At 69.3% G+C, this 20,469-nt stretch carries 17 protein-coding genes, 1 tRNA gene and 1 riboswitch; of the genes, 9 read left to right on the plus strand and 9 right to left on the minus strand.

Features of this window, described 5'->3' with window-relative positions; all coding sequences use genetic code 11:
- Positions 1–46 precede the first annotated feature (46 nt).
- Entirely contained in the window at positions 47–307 is a 261-nt protein-coding gene (locus Y958_RS12270) for a hypothetical protein (RefSeq protein ID WP_088872201.1), read from the plus strand.
- On the plus strand, positions 304–855 hold the full coding sequence (locus tag Y958_RS12275) for a hypothetical protein (protein WP_088872202.1): 552 nt from the start codon (positions 304–306) through the stop codon (positions 853–855). The genes Y958_RS12270 and Y958_RS12275 overlap by 4 nt, the downstream gene beginning before the upstream one ends.
- Before the next feature lie 45 nt (positions 856–900).
- Here the strand turns inward: Y958_RS12275 and greB are convergent, their stop codons facing one another.
- Positions 901–1,437, minus strand: coding sequence for a transcription elongation factor GreB (gene greB / locus Y958_RS12280; protein ID WP_088872203.1), 537 nt, complete (start codon positions 1,435–1,437; stop codon positions 901–903).
- A gap of 143 nt (positions 1,438–1,580) precedes the next feature.
- Entirely contained in the window at positions 1,581–3,653 is a 2,073-nt protein-coding gene (locus tag Y958_RS12285; RefSeq protein ID WP_088872204.1) for a methyl-accepting chemotaxis protein, read from the minus strand.
- Between the two features lie 813 nt (positions 3,654–4,466).
- Between Y958_RS12285 and Y958_RS12290 the strand changes: the two genes are divergently transcribed.
- From Y958_RS12290 to Y958_RS12305, 4 genes are all read left to right on the plus strand, one after another.
- Positions 4,467–7,190 carry a M1 family metallopeptidase gene (locus tag Y958_RS12290; protein WP_186291177.1) on the plus strand — a complete coding sequence of 908 codons (2,724 nt, stop codon included), beginning with the start codon at positions 4,467–4,469 and terminating at the stop codon, positions 7,188–7,190.
- A 109-nt stretch (positions 7,191–7,299) separates the two neighbouring features.
- Positions 7,300–7,623, plus strand: a complete 324-nt coding sequence (locus Y958_RS12295) for a heavy metal-binding domain-containing protein (RefSeq protein ID WP_088872206.1) — start codon at positions 7,300–7,302, stop codon at positions 7,621–7,623.
- Positions 7,624–7,797: 174 nt separating this feature from the next.
- Entirely contained in the window at positions 7,798–8,163 is a 366-nt protein-coding gene (locus Y958_RS12300) for a hypothetical protein (protein ID WP_088872207.1), read from the plus strand.
- A gap of 97 nt (positions 8,164–8,260) precedes the next feature.
- Positions 8,261–8,337, plus strand: a tRNA-Arg gene (locus Y958_RS12305).
- Positions 8,338–8,370: 33 nt separating this feature from the next.
- Here the strand turns inward: Y958_RS12305 and Y958_RS12310 are convergent.
- On the minus strand, positions 8,371–10,572 hold the full coding sequence (locus Y958_RS12310) for a tetratricopeptide repeat protein (protein ID WP_186291178.1): 2,202 nt from the start codon (positions 10,570–10,572) through the stop codon (positions 8,371–8,373).
- 175 nt (positions 10,573–10,747) lie between these two features.
- Between Y958_RS12310 and polA the strand changes: the two genes are divergently transcribed.
- A complete protein-coding gene (polA, locus tag Y958_RS12315) occupies positions 10,748–13,762 on the plus strand; it encodes a DNA polymerase I (protein ID WP_088872633.1) in 3,015 nt (1,004 codons plus the stop codon).
- A 52-nt stretch (positions 13,763–13,814) separates the two neighbouring features.
- Here polA and Y958_RS12320 read toward each other — a convergent pair whose 3' ends face one another.
- From Y958_RS12320 to thiO, 4 genes are all read right to left on the minus strand, one after another.
- The gene (locus Y958_RS12320) at positions 13,815–14,399 is read right to left on the minus strand and encodes a thiamine phosphate synthase (protein ID WP_088872209.1); all 585 of its coding nucleotides are present in this window, start codon (positions 14,397–14,399) and stop codon (positions 13,815–13,817) included.
- Positions 14,400–14,401: 2 nt separating this feature from the next.
- Positions 14,402–15,175, minus strand: a complete 774-nt coding sequence (gene thiG, locus Y958_RS12325) for a thiazole synthase (RefSeq protein WP_088872210.1) — start codon at positions 15,173–15,175, stop codon at positions 14,402–14,404.
- Positions 15,168–15,371 (minus strand): sulfur carrier protein ThiS, encoded by a 204-nt coding sequence (gene thiS, locus Y958_RS12330; RefSeq protein WP_088872211.1) that lies wholly within the window; start codon positions 15,369–15,371, stop codon positions 15,168–15,170. Before thiS ends, thiG begins: the two co-directional genes overlap by 8 nt.
- Before the next feature lie 121 nt (positions 15,372–15,492).
- Positions 15,493–16,698 carry a glycine oxidase ThiO gene (gene thiO, locus Y958_RS12335; protein ID WP_088872634.1) on the minus strand — a complete coding sequence of 402 codons (1,206 nt, stop codon included), beginning with the start codon at positions 16,696–16,698 and terminating at the stop codon, positions 15,493–15,495.
- Positions 16,693–16,802, minus strand: a riboswitch (TPP riboswitch). Its footprint overlaps the gene before it by 6 nt.
- A gap of 188 nt (positions 16,803–16,990) precedes the next feature.
- On the opposite strand from thiO, the gene motA reads away from it, so the two are divergent.
- Positions 16,991–17,851, plus strand: a complete 861-nt coding sequence (motA, locus tag Y958_RS12340) for a flagellar motor stator protein MotA (RefSeq protein WP_004271405.1) — start codon at positions 16,991–16,993, stop codon at positions 17,849–17,851.
- A gap of 416 nt (positions 17,852–18,267) precedes the next feature.
- The gene (locus Y958_RS12345; protein ID WP_004271406.1) at positions 18,268–18,870 is read left to right on the plus strand and encodes a DJ-1/PfpI family protein; all 603 of its coding nucleotides are present in this window, start codon (positions 18,268–18,270) and stop codon (positions 18,868–18,870) included.
- A 71-nt stretch (positions 18,871–18,941) separates the two neighbouring features.
- Here Y958_RS12345 and Y958_RS12350 read toward each other — a convergent pair whose 3' ends face one another.
- Positions 18,942–19,349, minus strand: coding sequence for a hypothetical protein (locus tag Y958_RS12350; RefSeq protein WP_088872212.1), 408 nt, complete (start codon positions 19,347–19,349; stop codon positions 18,942–18,944).
- A gap of 38 nt (positions 19,350–19,387) precedes the next feature.
- The gene (locus Y958_RS12355) at positions 19,388–20,455 is read right to left on the minus strand and encodes a COX15/CtaA family protein (RefSeq protein ID WP_244909290.1); all 1,068 of its coding nucleotides are present in this window, start codon (positions 20,453–20,455) and stop codon (positions 19,388–19,390) included.
- Between the last annotated feature and the right edge of the window lie 14 nt (positions 20,456–20,469).

Genomic DNA, 20,469 nt, shown 5'->3' on the forward strand with positions numbered 1-20,469 from the left:
CGGTCCTGACGACCCGCTTACGCGTGAAGGAAGGGAGCCACGGGCCATGCCGGATGCCGAGGACATGACGCCGGAGGATGACAGCCACCGCCCGGCGCCGCCTGTCAACGAGGACATCGTGGAGCGGCTGCGCCGCCGCGCCGAACGGGCCCGTGACCGCTATCCCGACCATGCCGGGGATCCCGGCACCCTGGTCGGCGGCCTGATCGAGGATTACGAGGCTGCCGCGCAGGAGATCGAGCGCTTGCGCGCCGCCTTGAAGGACATCGCCCGGCGGTCGCTTGCCGCCATGCGGCCGGAATTATGAGGCTAGCGGCGCTTCTGCTGGCCGCGAGCCTGGCGGCCCTTCCGCCGGCGGCGTGGGCCGGCGGCGCCGAACCGCCGCAATCGACGCCCCAGGCCATCGTCCCTCAGGCCATCGTCGAGGCCCTGTACCGGCCGTACCTGGCCGATCCTCACGCCGAGAAGGACACGACTATCGATTCGGTCGCCCAGGTCCGGCGCCGCGCCACCCCGGCGCTGGCGCGCCTGCTGGACGCCAACCGGGCTTGCGAAAAGCGCACCCAGGGGATTTGCGCCCTGGACTTCGACATCATCATCGACGGCCAGGACTGGGACCTGTCGGGCTTCGGCCTGCAGGCGGACGCGTCGGGCGACACGGCCGCGGTGACGGCGCGCTTCAGCAACCTCGGGCCCCGCGTCCTGGCCTACCATTTCGTGCGGACCGGCGGACGCTGGCTGATCGACGACCTGGTCATCCTGAAGGACGATGCCGGGGCCGCCGACCATCCCTGGTCGCTGAAGGACACGCTGGCCGCTGAGTACGGCCCGACGGCGCGGAAAAAACACCGCTGAGGGCCATCGCTTCCCAGCCGCCACCTTTGCCGCCATCCCGGCCGTTCAGTCGGGGTAGCGGATCTCCAGGATCTCCACCCCTTCCGGCCCCTTGGGCGTGCGCACGGTGACGACGTCGCCCACGCGCGCCTTCATCAACGCGCGCGCCACCGGCGACACCCAGCTGATGCGGTGGCGGTCCATGTCCACCTCGTCCCGGCCGACGATGGTGACGGTCATACGACCGTCGTCCTCATCGGCGTAGGTGACGGTGGCACCGAAGAAGACCTGGGACCGGTTCTTCTGCAGTTGCGGGTCGACCACCTCGGCGCTTTCGATGCGCTTGGTCAGGAAGCGGATGCGCCGGTCGATCTCACGCAGGCGCTTCTTTCCGTAGAGATAGTCGCCATTCTCCGACCGGTCGCCGTTGCCGGCGGCCCAGGACACCACCTCCACCACCTTGGGACGCTCCACCCGCAGCAGCTGATGGCGTTCGTCGCGCATGCGGTTGAAGCCTTCCGGCGTCATATAGTTCTTGGCGCCCGCCGGCAGGGGCGGCAGGTCGTCCTCGTCATCGTCGTCGGGATCGGGCGTGGTGTTCATGAGGTCACTTCGCTAACTTGCCCCCGCCCTCTAGCGCACCCGGAGCGCAGCGACAAGACCGCGCCCCCGTTTGCGTGAAAATTGCGGTCAACGCAGGTCTTCGGGGAACGTCGCCTGGAAGCGCGAGGCAAACGCACGGCTCCTCACATCTCCCGCAGCGCCTTCATAAAGCCCTCCACCGCCTGGTTCAGTCGGCCGGCCTCGCGGGTCAGGCTGCCGGCGGTGTCCAGCACCTCGCCCGCCGTGCTGCCCGCCACACCGGTGGCATCGGTCAGGGAGGACAGGGTGCGGCTGACGTGGTCGGTGCCGTCGGCGGCCTCGGCCACGTTGCGGGCGATCTCGCGGGTGGCCGCACCTTGCTCCTCCACCGCGGCGGCGATGGCGGCGGCGACCTCGTTCACCTCGTGGATGGTGGCGCCGATACGTTCCATGGCGGCGACGCTGAGGTCCGTCCGCTGGCCGATGTCCTGGACGTAGCGGGTGATCTCCTCCGTGGCCTTGGCCGTCTGGCCGGCCAGGGTCTTGACCTCGGAGGCCACCACGGCGAAGCCCTTGCCGGCCTCGCCCGCCCGCGCCGCCTCGATGGTGGCGTTCAGTGCCAGCAGGTTGGTCTGGCCGGCAATGTCGCTGATCATCTGCACCACGGCACCGATGCGGTCCGAGGCCTCGGCCAGGCCGCCGATGGTCTGGCCCGTGGTGGTCGCCTCCGCCACGGCGCGGGCGGCGATGACCTTGGAACGTTCGACCTGCCGGCCGACCTCATCCACCGAGGCCGCCAGCTCCTGCGCGGCGGCGGCCACCGTCTGCACGTTGCTGGAGGTCTGGCTGGCGGCGGCCTGCACGTCCTGGGCCTGCGTGCAGGCGCTGCCGGTGTTGTCGGTCAGGGTGCGGGCGTCGCCCTCCAGCGTGTGGGCGGCGCTGGTGACGGCGGCGGCCACCCCATGCACGTCGGTCTCGAACGCGGCGGCCAGGCGGGCCTGACGCGTCACCACCGACCAGGTCATCATGGGCCCGACATAGCGGCCGTCGGTGTCGCGCACGGCGGCCACGCGCAGCTCCAGCTCCTCGTTATCGCCCCCCGGTGCATTCCCGCCAACGTTTTCAAGGGTCAGGCGGCCCTGCCAGGGCAGCAGGGCCGGGTTCCTCACGACCTCCAGCAACGGGGCGGGGTCGGCATGGAACAGGCCGATCCCGGCGCCCACCGGCGTGCCGCCGGCCAGCGGGCGCGGCAGGGGGGCGGCGAGCATCTTGAGCGTGCCCAGGCTGGCGGCGTTGGCATAGGTGATGCGGAAATCCTGGTCGGCGTCGGCCAGCAGGACGTTCAGCGGCATGTCGTCCACCATCTGCTTCAGGCGGAAGACGTCGGCCACCACGCCCCGCAGGGCGCCGGCGGCGCGCAGCATGCGCCCGATCTCATCCCGGCGCTGGCTGGGGCGGATCTCCACCGTGGTGTCGTTGGCCGCCAGGCGTTCCAGCAGGCGGGCCACCAGCAGGGCGGGACGGCCCACCCAACGGCTGGCCAGCCACCAGGCTACCAGGCCCAGCACCACGGCCAGGGTGACGCTGGTCACCAGGATGCTGGTCTTCAGATGCTCCACCGCCTCGGCGAAGATGCGCTTCTGGATGCCGGTATACAGAACGCCCACGATATGGCCGCCAGCGTCCTTGATGGGGTCGTACGCGGTATAGAAGGGCACACCCAGGATGTCGGCCTCGCCGCGATAGGCTTCGCCCCGGCCGACGACGGCGTCGTAGACGGCGTTGCGGGCCAGCGCGGTGCCGACGGCACGGCTGCCATCCTGCTTCATGACGTTGGTGGCGATGCGCACCATCTCGCCATCCTTGGCGGCGAAGATGGTGGCGGTGCCGCCCACCAGGCGCTTCACCGTATCGACGGCGGCAACGTTGTTCTCCAGCGCGGTGTCGCCAGCGTACAAGTGCCCGTCCTTGAGGCTGTAATCCTTGCCGTAACCTTCCAGCACGTGCCAGGCCACCTGCATGTTAGCGTCCTGCCGGTCCTTGGCCAATTCCATGGTGAAGCCCGCCAGCAACACGTGGCTGATGCCCAGGCTGACCACCGTCAGCAGGGTCACGGCCCCGACGATCAGCAGGGCGATGCGTGCCGCCACCGACACGGCGAAACCCTTGCGGACCTTGGCAGAAATGGAGGGGGTACCGGCGGCCGATGGGGCCGTCGAGGACTGGGCTTGGAACATGGCAACACTTCCCAAATGCAGCGCCCACGAGGGCGCCGAAGGGCGCGCACGGGCGAGAACAACAGCGAAATTTGAAATGCCGGCTAGGGCGACCCCGATCGGCCCGCGAACCGCGGAGCTGTCTTTCGGAAGGCGAGTTTCAATATAGACCGCTGGAGATTTAGTCCAGGGATAAGCCCATGCGAATTTTGAAGACTAGACCATCAGGATGAATGGCACGCCGATCCGTTAACTTTTGAAATTTCTTTTAACCGCCTTTCGCCTTCATCACTGCCTGTCAATCTCTTTGTGGTTTTGCTATCCATTCATCAGGACACTCCAGCACTGTCAGTTAAGTAATACTTGGATAATCAGCAGAATATCGGTTATCCAACCTAACTAATTGGGTGCCGAAGTCGACGGTCGGGGAAGATGAGGTTGACACGTCATCCAACGGCCGCCGCTAAAACCTGTTCGAAGAGCACCGGGCCGGCGCCAAGAAGCCGTATCAGCCGGCGACGGCTTCCAGTCAGGCCTGCGTTCTTCTGTCGCATTCCCGCGCGAATTGCCGGAACGACGCTGCGATTTCAGCGTGGGGACAGCGCTTACCTTGATCGCAATCGGATATAGTATCCCGGAGATATCCATTCCGCCGCCTTTGGCGAGGACGCACATATTTGTCGGGAAGTCCGCAATTGAACTGCGGGGTGGACGCAGGCACACTCGGCGCCAAAGCGTAAAGCGCCCCGCAGTGGCGTCGCGCAATACAAGCGTAGGAGCGGCTGTATGCCCCTGGCCTCGACTAATTTCAAAGGCGTGATCAAAACTGTTCTGGTGACGACTGCGACCCTATGCCTCATCCCCACGGTTAGTCTAGCGGCCAATGGTAGACTGCCGGGCAACATTTCACCCCTGCATTATGACCTGACGGTCATCCCCAATATCGAGGCCTCGACCTTCGCCGGTGAGGTGCACGTCGACATCGACGTGGCCACGGCCACCCCCACGGTGGTGCTGAACGCGGAAAGCCTGACCCTGGACCGCGTGACCATCGACGGCAACCCCGCCACCGGCGTCACCTTGGACAAGGGCAGCCAGACGGCCACCCTGACGACAGCATCCCCCCTGCCGCCCGGCCATCACACGGTGGACATCGCCTATCGCGGCCAGATCGAGAAATCGGCGCGCGGCCTGTTCCAGCTGGACTACACCGCCACGGACGCGCCAGGAAACGGCAAAGGGGGTACCAGCGTGCCGGCCCACATGCTGTCCACCCAGTTCGAGGCCGGCGACGCCCGCCGCTTCCTGCCCTGTTGGGATGAGCCCTCGGCCAAGGCCACCTTCACCCTCTCGGTCATGGCGCCCCAGGGCCAGATGGCCGTGTCCAACATGCCGGTGAAGACGGACGAGGCCATGGCCGACGGCCGCCATCTGGTCCACTTCCAGCCCACGCCGCGCATGTCCAGCTATCTGCTGTTCGTGGCCGTGGGCGACCTGGAGCGCGCCACCGCCAAGGCCGGCGACGTTGAGATCGGCGTGGTCGTGCGGCGCGGGTCGGTGGACAAGGCGCGCTTCGCCCTGGAGACGGCCGCCGCCATCCTGGCCCGCTACAACGACTATTTCGGCACGCCCTATCCCCTGCCCAAGCTGGACTTCATCGCCACGCCCGGCGCCGGCGGCTTCGGCGCCATGGAGAACTGGGGCGCCATCATGTCGTTCGAGAAGGACATGCTGCTGGACCCGGCCCTGGCCACCGAAGCGGCGCGCCAGAGGGTGTTCCAGGTGGTGGCGCACGAGATGGCGCACCAGTGGTTCGGCGACCTGGTCACCATGGCCTGGTGGGACGACCTGTGGCTGAACGAGGGCTTCGCCTCATGGATGGAGGCCAAGGCCATGGACGCCCTGCATCCCGACTGGTCGCCCTGGCTGGTGGCCATGCCGGCGATGGAACGGGCCAAGCGCCTGGACGCCCGCGCCGCCACCCACCCGGTGGTGCAGCCCATCAATTCCGTGGCCGAGGCGGACGAGGCCTTCGACGACATCACCTACGACAAGGGCCAGGCCGTCATCCGCATGGTGGAGGCGACGGTGGGCGAAACGGTGTTCCGCGACGGCGTGCGCCGCTACATGAAGCGCCACGCCTACGGCAACGCCACCACCCGCGACCTGTTCAAGGCGGTGGAGGAGGCGGGCGCCAAGGACGCGCTACGCATCGCCACCGATTTCATCACCAAGCCCGGCATCCCCCTGGTATCGGTCAGCGCCACCTGCAGCGCCGGCGACAGCCCCAGGCCGCATAAGGGCAAGAAAGGCGCCAAGGAGGCCCCTGCCATGGCCGGCGGCGGCACGCAGGTCAGCCTGCGCCAGGCGCGCTTCGCCACCGAGCCGGTGACCATTCCCGACCAGTACCATCTGAGCGACCGGCTGTGGGCCATCCCCGTTCCTCTCGCCACGGTGGGTGGGGCCACGGTGGGCGCCACGGGCGGGGCCGCCAGTGCGCCGTCGCACGCGCTGCTGACGGCCCTGACGGGCAAGGCCACCGCGCCCGGCTGCGGCCCCCTGCTGGCCAATGCCGGCCAGACCGGCTATTTCCGCACCGCCTATACCGAGCCGGCGTTCAAGGCCCTGGTCGATCATGTCGACCGGCTGGCCCCCATCGACCAGCTGGGCCTGATGTATGACAGCGCCGCCCTGGGCGAGGCGGGGCAGATGGCCATGAGCGACAGCCTGTCCCTGATCCGCGCCCTGCGCCCGGACGCCGACCCATCGGTGTGGGAACAGGCGGCCGATTATCTGCGCGACGTGGACGGCTATTACGCCGGCAAGCCCGGCCAGGCCGCCTTCCGCGCCTTCGCCCGCGGCGTGCTGGCACCGGTGCTGTCCGCCATCGGCTGGGACCCGCAGCCGGGACAGGGCGACAAGGTGGGCCTGACCCGCGCCGCCCTGATCCGCGCGCTCAGCAGTTTCGATGCCCCCGATACGCTGACGGAGGCGGAACGGCGTCTGGCGGCCGACGGCACCGACCCCACGGCCCTGCCCCCCGGCATCCGCCTGGCCGTCATCACCGCCGTGGCCCAGCACGCCGATGCCGCCACCTTCGACCGGCTGCACGCCCTGGCGTCCAGCACCACTGACGCGCTGGCCCGCCGCCAGCTGTATGGGGCGCTGGGGGCGGTGCGCGACCCCGCCCTGGCGCAGAAGGTGCTGGACCTCAGCCTGACGCCGGAGGTGGGCACCACCATCGCGCCGCAGTTGATCCTGGCCGTGGCCGATGCGAACCCCGACCTGGCCTGGCGCTTCGTCACGGCCCACGTCGACGCGGTGGAGGCCACGCTGGACCAGATGCAGCGCTATGAGTTCTTCGCCGGCGTGGCGCGCCGCTCGTCCGATCCGGCGCGCATCGGCGAGCTGAACGCCTATGCCGAGGCGCACGTGCCGGCCACCGCCCGCCAGGGTGTCGCCAAGGCCGCGGGCGAGATCGCCTACCGGGCCAAGGTGGCGCAGGAGCGGCTGCCCCAGGTGGACAGCTGGCTGGCCGCCCTGCCGGCCACGCACTGACTGAGAACGGCCCCCGTCCTGCGGCGGGGGCCGGCACCCTGACCGAACGCGCTCATGGCGTGGGACGGCGCCCGGGCGTAAGCTTCCCCTCACAGGACAGGAGCGCTGCATGCTGGTGGTGACGACGGAGGCCGTGCCCGGACACCGGGTCACGGCCGTGAAGGGCCAAGTGTTCGGTGTGGTGGTGCGCAGCCGGGGCCTGGCCGGCAACTTCATGGCCGGCTTGCGCACCCTGGTAGGCGGTGAAATCCACGAATACACCCAGATGCTGGAGGAAGGCCGCCGCCAGGCCATCGACCGCATGGTGGCCAACGCCGGCGCCATGGGGGCCAATGCCGTCGTCATGATGCGCTTCGACAGTTCGGAGATCGGCGAGACCATGAGCGAGATCGTCGCCTATGGCACCGCCGTCGTGCTGGAGCCCGCCGCCTGAGTTACGAGCCGCCTGAGTTTTACGAAAGGAAAGCCCGCTTCAAGGAAAGCCTGAGAACCGCCATCAAGCAGAGGGGCCCGACGCCCCGGACGCCCGCCACGGACCGCCGGCCCCGCCGCCGATCCGGGCACGCCCGACGCCAGGGCCCCCGAACAGGGGAAGGAGACGTCCATCATGTCCGTGCTGCATGTCCATTTCGGTTCCGGGCCCACCCGGCGCGCCCGTTCCAGCCTCATCCGCCAACCCGCCTGCACATGGCTGCTGATCGGCAGCGCCCTGGCCTTCGCCGCCACCCTGGCCGTCTGGTTCATGGACATGGTGACCGTCTTTCCCATCGGCGTGCTGGTCGGCACCAGCGTCCTGTGCCTGGCCGCCTGTATCGAGCGCGTGACCTACAAGCCGCTGACGGACCTGCCCGGCCCCGGCTGGCAGGACACGGGCGAGCGCTTCACCGACCCCGGCACCGGCGCCCCCGTCGCCGTCTACTACAACGCGGCCCGCCTGGAACGCCGCTACGTCCGCCTGGACCAGGAGCCGTGAGCGCCCCACCCGGCACGCACCATAGCGTTTGCATTGCCCGGAACTTGCCTGTATGGTGCGCGCCGCGCCGCCGGAAACCCGGCGTGTCGCCCGGCATGGACCCGTAGCTCAGCTGGATAGAGCGCTGCCCTCCGAAGGCAGAGGTCGTACGTTCGAATCGTATCGGGTCCGCCACCTTCCCCGCGTTTGAAGTCCGCTGGCGCCGCCTCAGACGCCCTGTCCCGATTGCGCCAGCGCGTCGCACGCGCGGGCGATTGGTGTCTGCCAATCGCCGGGGGTCGTCTGGCGGAACTGGCGCAGGGTGGGATACCAGGGCGAGTCGTCGCGGCCCAGCAGCCAGCGCCAGTCGGTGTCGAAACGGTTCAGCAGCCAGACGGGCCGGCCCAGGGCCCCCGCCAGATGCGCCACGGCCGTGTCCACGCTGATGACCAGATCCAGCTGCGAGATGAGCGCGGCGGTGTCGGCGAAATCCGCCACCCCGCTCATCAGGTCCGTCAGGGGAAGGCCCGCAGGCGCCGCCCCCTCCTTCTGCAGGCTGAACAGGCACACGCCCGACACATCCGCCAGGGGGGCCAGCAGCGTGGGATCGATGGAACGGCGCCGGTCCGGCACACTGGTCCTGGGGTTGCCCGCCCAGACCAGGCCGACCTTGAGGCCTGAACCACCGGCGGCGACCGCGTCGCGCCAGCGGGACAGGTCGGCCGCCAGGTAAGGCGTGACTGCCGGCACCGTGTCCAAGGTGGTGCGGAAGGCCAGCGGCAGGCTCATCAACGGACAGTGCAGGTCGAAGGGCGGCAACGGGTCGCCTGCCGCCACCAGGCTGATGCGCCCCTCCGCCACACCGGGCAGGCTGCGCAGCAGGCGCAACAGCGGCCGCTGCACCTCCAGGACCACGGCGTAGCCGCGTTCGGCCGCCAGCGGGGCGTAGCGGCAGAACTGCAGGGTGTCCCCCAGTCCCTGCTCGGCATGGAGCAGCAGGGTCGGCGGGCGGCCCTGCGCCCTCTGCCCCCGCCACAGCGGTTGGGCGTAAGGGCGGCGGGCGGCCTTCATCAGGTCCGTATCCCACCGCCGCTCATACTCCACCCATCCCGCGGCGAAATCCCCCAGCAGCAGTCGGGTGAGGGAACGGTTCCATAGGATTTCCGGGGTGACGTCGGTCAAGGCCGCCGCCCTGTCGAAATGGGCCAGCGCCTCCGCCGGGCGGCCCAGGTATGACAGCATCAGTGCCGCGTTACCGTGGGCCGTCGCCAGGGTTGGCGCCCGCCGCGCCGCCTCCAGTGCCCGCGTCAGCGCTCCGGCGAAATCGCCTGCCGCCGCGAGGGCGTTGCCCATGGCCATGTGCGCCTTGGCATCGTCGGGGCGCAGGCGCAAGGCCTGTTCGGCATGGGCCAGCGCCCCAGCCGCGTCATCCTGGCCCGCCAGCGCCGCCGCCAGGTTGCACGCTGCGTCGGCCAGGTCGGGCCGCAGGGCCAGGGCCTGGCGGTACAGGGCCACGGCCTCATCCCGCCGGCGCAAGGCCGCCAGCACCAGGCCCAGATTGTTCAGCACATCGGCCCGGCCCGGCGCCAGGGCGCGGGCCTGGTTCAACCCCTCTTCCGCCGCGGCCACGCGGCCCTGGCCGTGCAGGGCCACCCCCAGGTTCATCAGGGCGTCGACATGGTCCGGCGCCCGGGCCAGCACCTGGCGGTACAGGGATTCCGCCGCTGCCGCCCGGCCATCGGCCAGCAGCAGGTTGGCCAGGTTGAGGGTGGCGTCACGGTGGGCGGGGCTGAGGGCCAAGGCCTGGCGATAGGCGTCCTCCGCCTCGGCGCCCCGGCCCAGGGCGCGCAGCGCGTTGGCGCGGTTGTAGATCGGGTCCGCCCGGCCCGGCGCGAGCATGATGGCTTGGTCGAAACAGGCCAGCGCCGCCTCCGGCTGGTCCAGGCGCAGCAGCGCGCCGCCCAGGTTGTTGTGGATGTTGGCGTCCCTGGCGTTCAGGGCCAAGGCCTGGTGGTATTCCGTCACCGCCTCGGCCATCCGGTCCTGGTCCTGCAGCACGTTGGCCAGGCCCAGATGGCCGCCCACGCTGCCGGCGTCCAGGCTCAGGGCCCGTCGGAAGCAGGTCGCCGCCCCCTCCAGCTGGCGCTGGTCATGCAGAACGTTACCCAGCAGGACATAGAAGGCGGGGACGTCCGCCTTAGCGCCGATGGCCTGGCGTGCCAGGTCAGCGGCGGTGTCCGGGTGCCCGGTTTGATAGGCCAGCGTACCCAGCAGATACAGGGTATCGGGCTGTCGCGGCACGGCCGCCAATATCCGGCGGTACAGCGCCTCCGCCTCCGCCAGGCGGCCGGCGGCGTGGTGGCCGGTGGCCTGGTCGAAGATCTGGGCCAGCGCGGCCGCCTCATCCTGCCCCTGCTGTTCCCCACTCACGGCCAGCCCGTCCCTCCTGATCGCGGCGCCTACCTTGGCCGCAATCCCCGCCGCTGTCGAGGCGGGAGCCGCCGCCCCTCGACAGCCCCGCCCCAAATCGGCCATGGTGCGGTCCCGGGATGCCCGCGTTCACGCGCCCGTCCCACCCCCGCCCGTTATGCTGAAGATGCCCGCCATGGCCGACACCCCCGACGCGCCCGCCGCCGCCGCAACCGACTCCATCCCTGTTCCGCCGGACGCGCCCACGCCCGTGACCGGCGTCCCGGCCGTGTCGGGCACGGTGCAGGAGACGCTGTATCTGGTGGACGGCTCGGGCTTCATCTTCCGTGCCTATCACGCCCTGCCGCCGCTGAACCGGCCGGACGGCACGCCGGTGAACGCGGTGCTGGGCTTCACCAACATGCTGATGAAGCTGCTGGCCGACGTGAAGGTGCACTCCGTCGCCGTCATCTTCGATAGCAAGCGGGAGAATTTCCGCAACGCCATCTATCCGGACTACAAGGCCCACCGGCCGCCGCCCCCGGAAGATTTGATCCCGCAGTTCGACCTGATCCGCCAGGCGGTGGACGCCTTCAACCTGCCTTGCCTGCATCTCGAAGGGTATGAGGCCGACGACCTGATCGCCACATACGCCCGCCTGGCGCGGGAGGCGGGGCGCGATTGCATCATCGTCTCGTCCGACAAGGATCTGATGCAGCTGATCACCGACGGCGTCGGCCTGCTGGACCCGATGAAGAACAAGAGCATCGGCCGGGACGAAGTGCTGGAGAAGTTCGGCGTGGCGCCGGAACTGGTGGTGGACGTGCAGTCCCTGGCCGGCGACAGCGTGGACAACGTGCCGGGCGTGCCGGGCATCGGCGTCAAGACCGCCGCCCAGCTGATCACGGAGTATGGCGGGCTGGACGCCCTGTTGGAGCGCGCGCACGAGATCAAGCAGCCCAAGCGGCGCGAGGCCCTGACCGTGCATGCGGAGATGGCCCGCATCTCCCGCCAGCTGGTGAAGCTGGAGGCCCATGTGCCGGTGCCCGAGCCGCTGGAGAACCTGACGGCGCGCAAGCCGGACCATGACAAGCTGATCGGCTGGCTGCGCGAGCAGGGCTTCCGCTCCGCCATCCAGAAGGTCGAGAACGACATCCTGAAGGCCAATGGCGGCAATGGTGGGGGCAATGGCGGCGCCGGCGCCCCGGCCCTGGCGCTGGAGGTCACGGCCGGCGGCAGCGGGGCGGAGCAGCGCACCGACGCCGTGCGCGCCGCCTATAACAGCCGCTTCTACAACACCGAGGCCACCCCCATCGGGGAGCCCAAGATCCCCGCCCCCACGGAGATCGCGTACGAGCTGGTGCAGGACGCCGCCGTGCTGAAGCGCTGGATCGATGAGGCGACCCTGGCCGGCACGGTGGCCATCGATACCGAGACCGACGGCCTGTACCCCGACCGGGCCAAGCTGGTCGGCTTCTCCCTGTCGTACACGCCGGGCCGCGCCTGTTACGTGCCCCTGGCCCACGTCAATCCGGACGCCCCCAACCCACAGGCCGGCGGCTTCGATTTCGGCGAGGCCCCGCCCCCGCCGCCGCAGATCCCGCTGGAGGAGGCCCGCGCCCTGCTGGCGCCGCTGCTGGCCGACCCGTCGGTGCTGAAGGTGGGCCATAACCTGAAGTTCGACATCCGGGTGCTGGCCCGCCACGGCTTCGCCCCCGGCCCGGCCGCCATCGCGCCCGTGGACGACACCATGCTGCTGTCCTACGCCCTGGGCGCCGGCGCCCACGGCCATGGCATGGATGAGCTGGCGCAGCGCCACCTGGGCCATACCTGCATCACCTTCGACGAGGTGACGGGCACCGGCAAGAACCGCATCACCTTCGACCGCGTGCCCCTGGACCGCGCCTGCGCCTATGCGGCGGAGGACGCGGACATCACCCTGCGCCTGCACCAGGTGCTGAAGGCCGACGTGCTGCGCCGCCACCTGGTGACGGTGTACGAGACGCTGGACCGCCCGCTGACGCCGGTGGTGGCGACCATGGAGGAGGCCGGCATCCTGGTGGACCGCGCCATGCTGGCCGAGCTGTCGCGCGATTTCGCCGGCCGTCTGGCGGCACTGGAACAGGAAATCCACACCCTGGTGGGCCACCCCTTCAACGTCGCCAGCCCCAAGCAGCTGGGCGAGGTGCTGTTCGACGAGATGGGCCTGCCCGGCGGCAAGAAGGGCAAGACCGGCGCCTATTCCACCGACAGCAGCGTGCTGGAACCCCTGGCCGAACAGGGGGTGGAGGTGGCGCAGAAGGTGCTGGACCACCGCCAGCTGGCCAAGCTGAAATCCACCTACACCGACGCCCTGCAGGAGGAGATCAACGCCGGCACGGGCCGCGTGCACACCTGCTTCGCCCTGGCCGCCACCGCCACCGGGCGCCTCAGCTCCACCGACCCCAACCTGCAGAACATCCCCATCCGCACGGAGGAAGGACGCAAGATCCGCCGCGCCTTCGTGGCGCCGGAGGGCCATGTCCTGCTGTCCGTGGACTACAGCCAGATCGAGCTGCGGCTGGTGGCGGAGATCGCCGGCGTGCCGGCCCTGAAGCAGGCCTTCACCGAGGGCATCGACATTCACGCCATGACGGCGTCCCAGGTGTTCGGCGTGCCGCTGGACCAGATGACCAGTGAGATTCGCCGCAAGGCCAAGGCCATCAACTTCGGCATCATCTACGGCATCTCCGGCTTCGGCCTGGGCCGCCAGCTGGGCATCGGCGCGGGTGAGGCCGGGGCCTTCATCAAGCAGTACTTCGAACGCTTCCCGGAGCTGGCGGGCTATTTCGAGAAGACCAAGGCCGAGGCCAAGGAAAAGGGCTACGTCACCACCCTGTTCGGCCGTCAGTGCTGGATCCAGGGCATCAAGGAAAGCAACGCCGCCCGCCGCGCCTTCGCCGAGCGTCAGGCCATCAACGCCCCCATCCAGGGCACCGCCGCCGACATCATCCGCCGCGCCATGGCCCGCGTTCCCGCCGCCATGGCCAACGCCGGGCTGACCGGCCGCATGCTGCTGCAGGTGCATGACGAACTGTTGTTCGAGGTGCCGGTGGCAGAGGTGGACGCCACCATCCCCGTGGTGCGCCAGGTGATGGAGGGCGCCGCCAGCCTGTCCGTGCCCCTGGTGGCCGAGGCCGGCACGGGGCGGAGCTGGGGCGAGGCGCATTGATTCGTGTGACTCAGGCGCCGGCGCCAGCCTTCGCTGTCTCGACTTTCCTCGCCTAGCCCCACGCCACCAGCAAATCCCGCACTACGGCGGCGGGGTCGCTTGCGCGCATGACGGTGCCCATGACGGCCAAGCCAGCGGCACCGGCGGCGCGGGCCTGCGCCGCGTTGGCGGGGGTGATGCCGCCCAGGGCCAAAGCGCCGGGCAGGCGGGACAGGGCCTGGGGGCCCAGTGCAGGGCCGTAGCCGGGCTTGGACGCCGTCTCGAAAATGGGGCTGAGGGTGGCGTAGTCGGCGCCGCCCCGTCCCTCGTCCGGATGGTGGCGGGACAGGCCCACCAGGGCCTGGGGGCCCAGGCGGGCGCGGGCCGCCGCCACATCGCCGCCCGCCCCCAGATGCACGCCGTCGCACAGCACCGCCGCCGCCAGGTCGGCATGCACCGTCAGCAGGGCGCCATGATGGCGGGCCATGGGGCGTAGTTCACGCACCAGATCCAGCCGGTCGCAGGGGGCCAGATCCTTCTCCCGCACGCTGACCCAGCGGCAGCCGGCGGCGAACACCCGGTCCAGCAACCGGGGCAGCGGCATGGATGCCTGCCGCCGGTCGGTGATGACCAGCAGGGGAGGATTGGGCAATCCCACCCTTATCCCCCGATCAGCCCCAGCTCGGGGCTGGAGGCCTCCGCCCGCGTGCGCTTCGGGATGCGGCCGGCCAGGCGGGCCAGGCGGCCGCCGGCGACGGCGTGGCCCATGGCCGCGGCCATGCGCACCGGGTCGGTGCTCTTGGACACGGCGGTGTTCAGCAGCACAGCGTCGCAGCCCAGTTCCATGGCCAGGGCGGCGTCAGAGGCGGTGCCGATGCCGGCGTCCAGGATGATCGGCACCGTGCTGCGCGCGCATATCATTTCGATATTGTAAGGATTGAGGATTCCCAGCCCCGTGCCGATGGGCGCCCCCAGGGGCATGACGGCGGCGCAGCCGACGTCGGCCAGACGGCGGCAGACGATGGGATCGTCGGTGCAATAGGGCAGGACGGTGAAACCGTCGTCTACCAGCTGGGCCGCCGCCGTCACCAGCTGCTCCACATCCGGGTACAGCGTCTCACGGTCGCCGATCAGCTCCAGCTTGATCCAGCTGGTGTCCAGGGCCTCGCGCGCCAGCTGGGCGGTCAGCACGGCGTCCTTCACCGTGGCGCAGCCCGCGGTATTGGGCAGCAGCCAGGCCTTGTCGCGCACCAGGTCCAGGATGCCCTCGGCCCCGCCCTCCATGTCCACCCGGCGGATGGAGACGGTGACCACTTCAGCACCTGACGCCGCCAGGCTGTCCAGGAACACCTGCTGGTTGGGATAACCCGCGGTTCCAAGGAACAGGCGGGAGGTGAACGCCTTGCCGGCGATGCGGAACAGGTCTTCAGCCACCTTGCAGCACCTTCACGATTTCAATGGCGTCGCCATCGGCGACGGCGCGCTCCGCCCAGCGGGCACGCGGCACCACGGTGCCGTTGACGGCCACGGCGATGCCGCGGGCACCCAGCTCTACCCCCGCCTCGCCCAGCAGGGCCGGCAGGTCCAGGCCATCCGCGTGGTCGCGGGTCTTGCCGTTCACGGTGATCATGTGCGTTTCCTTGTCCCTCAATCGCCGGGCGCCCCGTCCGGGGCTTGGCTTCCTCGCTTTCCAGTCCGCTGCGCTTCCCGTAAAGCTCCGGCGGACGTGGTCACGTCCTATAGCGGCTGAATCAAAGTCTCATGCCGTTGGCACTCCGCCCCTGGAACCGCCCGATGCCGAAGGGCGCCAGCAGGGGGTCCACCCGGCCTGTCAGGATGTGATCGGCGACCAGGTCGGCCGTGCCGGGGGTCAGCAGGATGCCGTTGCGGTGGTGGCCGGTGGCCATGACCAAGCCGGCGACATCGGGCACCGGCCCCAGGATGGGGGCGTCGTCGCGGCTGCCCGGGCGGTGGCCCACCCACATCTCCTCGATCGGCAGTTCCTCCACCCCGGGCAGGGCCCGCCACGCGGCCTCCAGCAGGGCCAGCACGCCGCCGGCCGTCAGATGGTCGTCCCAGCCCTTGTCCTCGGTGGTGGCGCCCACGATCAGGCGACCGTCCAGGCGGGGCACCAGATAGCATTTGGGCGGCCACACCACATGGCGCAACAGCGGCTGGGCCGGGTCCATGCGCAGGGCCAGCATCTGGCCCTTCACCGGCCGCACCGGCGGCACCGCGCCCTCGGGCAGACCCGCCAGCTGGCGCGACCAGGCGCCGGCGGCCAGCACCACCACATCGGCGGGCTTTAGCGCGCCGTCCACCACCACGCCGTCGGCGCGGCCCGCTGTCAGCGACAGGGCCTCCACGGCGGCGCCCTCGTGCAGGCGGGCGCCGGCCTTCAAGGCGGCGGCCTTCAGCGCCAGCGCCAGCTTGCGGTTGTCCACCTGGCCGTCATCGGCGCCCAGCACACCGGCGGCGACGCGGGGGTTCAGCCACGGCTCCCGCTCCTTCACCTGGGCGCCGTTCAGCCAGGCGACGTTGAGGCCCAGGCCGCGCTGGAACTCGAAGCCGCTGCGCAGCACCTCCACATCGTCGCGGGTCAGGGCCACCTGCACCGTCCCGTCCGTGCGCAGATCGACGGGCAGGCCGCTGTAAGCCTCCAGCTCGGCGGCGAAGGCGGGCCAGCGCCGCTGGCTGTCCAGGGTCAGGGGCAGCAGCGCCTGCTCCCCCGGTTCCGCCTCCACGGCGGCCGCCAGCATGCCGGCGGCGGCATGGGTGGCGCCCCGGCCGGCGGTTCCCCGGTCATAGATGTCGACCGTGCAGCCGGCGGCGGCCAGGCGCCAGGCGATGGACAGGCCGATGCAGCCGGCGCCGATGACGATCACCCGGGGGGCGACGGACGGCTTGGCGGCAGATGGATGGGTAGAAGGATGGCCCGAAGGCGGATGATAGGTCACGGTCTCGCGATCTCCCTTCGCCGGCATGATCCGGAGCAGGTTCCATGGGTCTGATCTCAGCCGCGGGCCTGATGGTCAGGCGGGCGGCACCCCAGTCGATGGCAGGAACGATGGCGGACGGGGCGTCCGAATTCAAGGGTCTTGGCGTCATGCCTGGGTGACGGGGCCGCGTTCGACATCACCCGTTCGCGCGCGCCGATGTGCCGTCCGCCCTAACCCATCAGGGATTTGACAAGTAGGCCGATTGTCTGGACTCTGCGAACCTTAGGGGTCCAGCTACCAAGGTCTGCTCATGTTTGCCGCCATCGGCCTGCTCGGCGTGTTCATCTGCGTGTTCGGGTCGTTCATGATCTTCGGCGGCAAGATCGGCATCATCCTTGAGGCCCTGCCCGGCGAGTTCATGACCATCGGCGGCGCCGCCATCTGCGGCTTCATGGTGGCGAACAGCACCCACACCATCAAGCAGGCGCTGGGTGCGGTGAAGCGCATCTTCCCCGGCGCGAAGTTCCACAAAAAGGAATATATGGAGCTGCTGTCGCTGCTCTATCAAATCCTGAAGACGATGAAGACCAAGGGCGTGCTGGCCATCGAGCAGCACATCGAAAAGCCCCTGGAAAGCAACATCTTCAACGCCTACCCCTCGATCATGAAGGACCCGTTCACGGTCAAGTTCATCGCGGACTACCTGCGCATGTTCTCCATCGGCGTGGACAACCCGCATGAGCTGGAGGCGCTGATGGAGCAGGAGATCGACAAGGCCAAGCACGAGGACCTGCACTCCAGCCACGCCTTCCAGACCATGGCCGACGCCATGCCCGCCCTGGGCATCGTGGCCGCCGTGCTGGGCGTCATCAAGACCATGGCGTCCATCACCGAGCCACCCGAGGTGCTGGGCAAGCTGATCGGCGGCGCCCTGGTCGGCACCTTCATGGGTATCTTCCTGTCCTACTGCATCATCGCCCCCATCGCCTCGCGGCTGAAGGGCGTGGCGGAGGAGGAGAACCAGTTCTACCACGTCATCCGGGCGGCCATCACATCCCACCTCGCGGGCTACGCGCCTCAGGTGTCCATCGAGGCGGCGCGAAAAAAGGTGCCGACGGAATACATGCCCGACTTCAACGAGTTGGAAGAGGCGCTGTCGGCTATTAGTTAGCGCGCCTCGGTTGGTTCGCCCTCAGGCGCAGGGCGGCCCCGGTCGGGGCCTATGGGGCGGGCGCGCATTCCCTCAAAACCAATCCCAAAGTTTAGGACAGGGCGGCCGCACGCGTGCCAGACGCCGGCGGACGGGCCGCAACCCAGCCATGCCGCACCGCAACGCCGATTCGATCTTAATGCGATTGACCTGGGGCGCTGGAGAGGCCAACTACGGTGCCATGCGAATAGAGCGTCATCCCATCGGCCCGGCATGCATCACGACAGCCGCCCACGCCTGACGCTTTGCCATGGCCGCCTGTTCCTGGGCGGCCATTTTCACGAGGCAGCATCCATCGCGCCTTGCCAACGGCGCCGTCCCCTGGGGAACGGCGACGGGCGGGTGTCGGGCCGCCGAAACAACATAGGAGACGTAATTTGACCGATCAGCCGCTCGCTGGAAAAGCCGTTGCCATCCTCATCGCCAACGGCTTCGAAGAAGTGGAAATGACGGAAGCGCAGCGCGCCCTGCTGCGCGCCGGCGCCGCGCCCAAGATCATCTCGCCCGAACAGGGCCTGGTGAACGGCTGGCACGGCACGTCCTGGGGCCACTACTTCCCCACGGACAAGCAGATTGGCGAGGTGCTGGCCGCCGACTTCGACCTGCTGGTCCTGCCGGGTGGTGAGCGCAGCGTGGCCAAGCTGGCCGCCAACCCGCACACCCGCCGCATCATCGGCAGCTTCATGGACGCCGGCAAGGGCGTCGCCGCCATCAACCACGGCGTCCAGCTGCTGGCCGTGGCCCAGCGTCTGAAGGGCCGCACCGTGACCGGCAACGAGGCGATCCGCGAGACCGTCGAGGCCGCCGGCGCCACCTGGGTGGCCGAGGAAGGCCAGAACATGAACATCGACCGCCAGCTGCTGACCGCCCGCGGTCCGGAAGAGGTGGTGCCGGAGTTCATCGACACCATGCTGCGCGTCTTCGCCGACGCTATCGAGTATCGCCGCCAGCTGCAGGCCGAAAAGGCCGCAGCCGCCTAAACCAGGCCGGCATCCGGAACGCAGAAGGGCGCGAGGCATCGGCTTCGCGCCCTTTTTGTTAGCGCCATCCCCTATCCGGCGAACAGGACCAAGCCACGCGCCCGCATCCGGGCCCCCAACACGGCGCAGAAGGCGACCACCATTAGGGTAGGCAGTCCAAGAAACAAGGACATGCCCCAGGCGATCCGGCTCTCCAACAGCCCACGGACCGCCAGGAAAATGCCGAGATGGGCCGCGAAGGCGAAACAAGCCAACAGCGCCTGCCAATGGACCGGCCAACGACGGCGCACCACCCAGGCCAATAGCGCCCCCACGGGATAGCCGGACAAGAGGTAATAGGATTCGACTAGGCGCAGAGACAGCGGCAGGCCCCTGCCCCCCAGGCCCCCCATCAATGCCGCCAAGGCGACAGTGATCAGCAGGAACTCCACCACCCTCTCCGCCACGAAGGCGGTCAAGGCGCGGGCGACGGCGGCCATACGTCCCTCCGGGAAGAAACATCCCGAGGCTGAAAATATCAGCCCCGCCGATACTCCACCACCGTCCAGGTGAACAAGCCCAGCAGGACCAGGGCGCCGGCTTGGTGGGTGGCGGCGACGTGCACCGGCACGAACATCAGCAGGGTGCTGATGCCCAGGCTGATCTGCACCAGCACCATCACCGCCACGGCGATAGCCAACGCACGTACCCGGCCCTGGACATCAGCACGCAGGGCGCGGAAGGCGTAGGACCAGACCACCAGGCCGGTCAGGATGGCCAGCCAGCGGTGGGTGAACTGCACAGCCGCCGTGTTCTCCAGGATATTCAGCCAGGCGGGGCTGAGGTTCCACATCTCCTCCGGCGCGAAGGTGCCGTTCATCAGCGGCCAGGTGTTGTAGGCCTGGCCGGCGTCCAGCCCGGCGGTGAAGGCACCCCACACCATGGTGGTGGCGACCAGGGCCATGGCAATGCCGGCGTGGCGGCGCAAACTGCCGCGCGCCCGGTGCACGGCACCACTGGCGGCAGGGAACAGCAGCGGCAGGGCCGTGGCCAGCATGGCGACATAGATCAGCACCGCCAGCGACAGGTGGGCCGCCAGGCGGTAGTGGCTGACATCCGGCCGGTTCACCAGGCCGCTCTTGACCATGTACCAGCCCAAGGCGCCCTGCAGTCCGCCCAGCACGAACAGGCCGGCCAGGCGCGGCACCAGGCTGGGCGGCACGCGGCGGGTGGCGAGGAAGAACAGGAAGGGCAGCAGAAAGACGATGCCGATCAGACGCCCCACCAGGCGGTGGAACCACTCCCAAAAGAAGATGCCCTTGAACTGCGCCAGGTCCATGCCGCTGTGCTTCAGCGCGAATTCCGGCGTGGCCTGGTACTTGGCGAACTCCTCGGCCCAGGCGGCGTCCGACAGGGGCGGCAGGGCGCCCGTCACCGGCTTCCATTCCGTGATCGACAGGCCGCTTTCCGTCAGGCGGGTGATGGCGCCGATGACGGCCATGGCGAAGACCAGGCCGGCGCAGACCAGCAGCCAGATGCCGATGGCGCGATACGGCGCGCGGGTGGCGGCGCGGGCGCGGGCGGTGGGGAAAGGCGTGACGGTCACGGGATGGGACCTTT

It is taken from the genome of Nitrospirillum viridazoti CBAmc, from assembly GCF_000730165.1.
Classification (GTDB): domain Bacteria; phylum Pseudomonadota; class Alphaproteobacteria; order Azospirillales; family Azospirillaceae; genus Nitrospirillum; species Nitrospirillum viridazoti.

What these genes read in the sequence shown, in the direction of transcription:
- Y958_RS12270 (WP_088872201.1), top strand. Translation starts at nt 47, where the DNA reads ATGCCGGATGCCGAGGACATGACGCCGGAGGATGACAGCCACCGCCCG.
- Y958_RS12275 (WP_088872202.1), top strand. Translation starts at nt 304, where the DNA reads ATGAGGCTAGCGGCGCTTCTGCTGGCCGCGAGCCTGGCGGCCCTTCCG.
- greB (WP_088872203.1), bottom strand. Translation starts at nt 1,437, where the DNA reads ATGAACACCACGCCCGATCCCGACGACGATGACGAGGACGACCTGCCG.
- Y958_RS12285 (WP_088872204.1), bottom strand. Translation starts at nt 3,653, where the DNA reads ATGTTCCAAGCCCAGTCCTCGACGGCCCCATCGGCCGCCGGTACCCCC.
- Y958_RS12295 (WP_088872206.1), top strand. Translation starts at nt 7,300, where the DNA reads ATGCTGGTGGTGACGACGGAGGCCGTGCCCGGACACCGGGTCACGGCC.
- Y958_RS12300 (WP_088872207.1), top strand. Translation starts at nt 7,798, where the DNA reads ATGTCCGTGCTGCATGTCCATTTCGGTTCCGGGCCCACCCGGCGCGCC.
- polA (WP_088872633.1), top strand. Translation starts at nt 10,748, where the DNA reads ATGGCCGACACCCCCGACGCGCCCGCCGCCGCCGCAACCGACTCCATC.
- thiS (WP_088872211.1), bottom strand. Translation starts at nt 15,371, where the DNA reads ATGATCACCGTGAACGGCAAGACCCGCGACCACGCGGATGGCCTGGAC.
- motA (WP_004271405.1), top strand. Translation starts at nt 16,991, where the DNA reads ATGTTTGCCGCCATCGGCCTGCTCGGCGTGTTCATCTGCGTGTTCGGG.
- Y958_RS12350 (WP_088872212.1), bottom strand. Translation starts at nt 19,349, where the DNA reads ATGGCCGCCGTCGCCCGCGCCTTGACCGCCTTCGTGGCGGAGAGGGTG.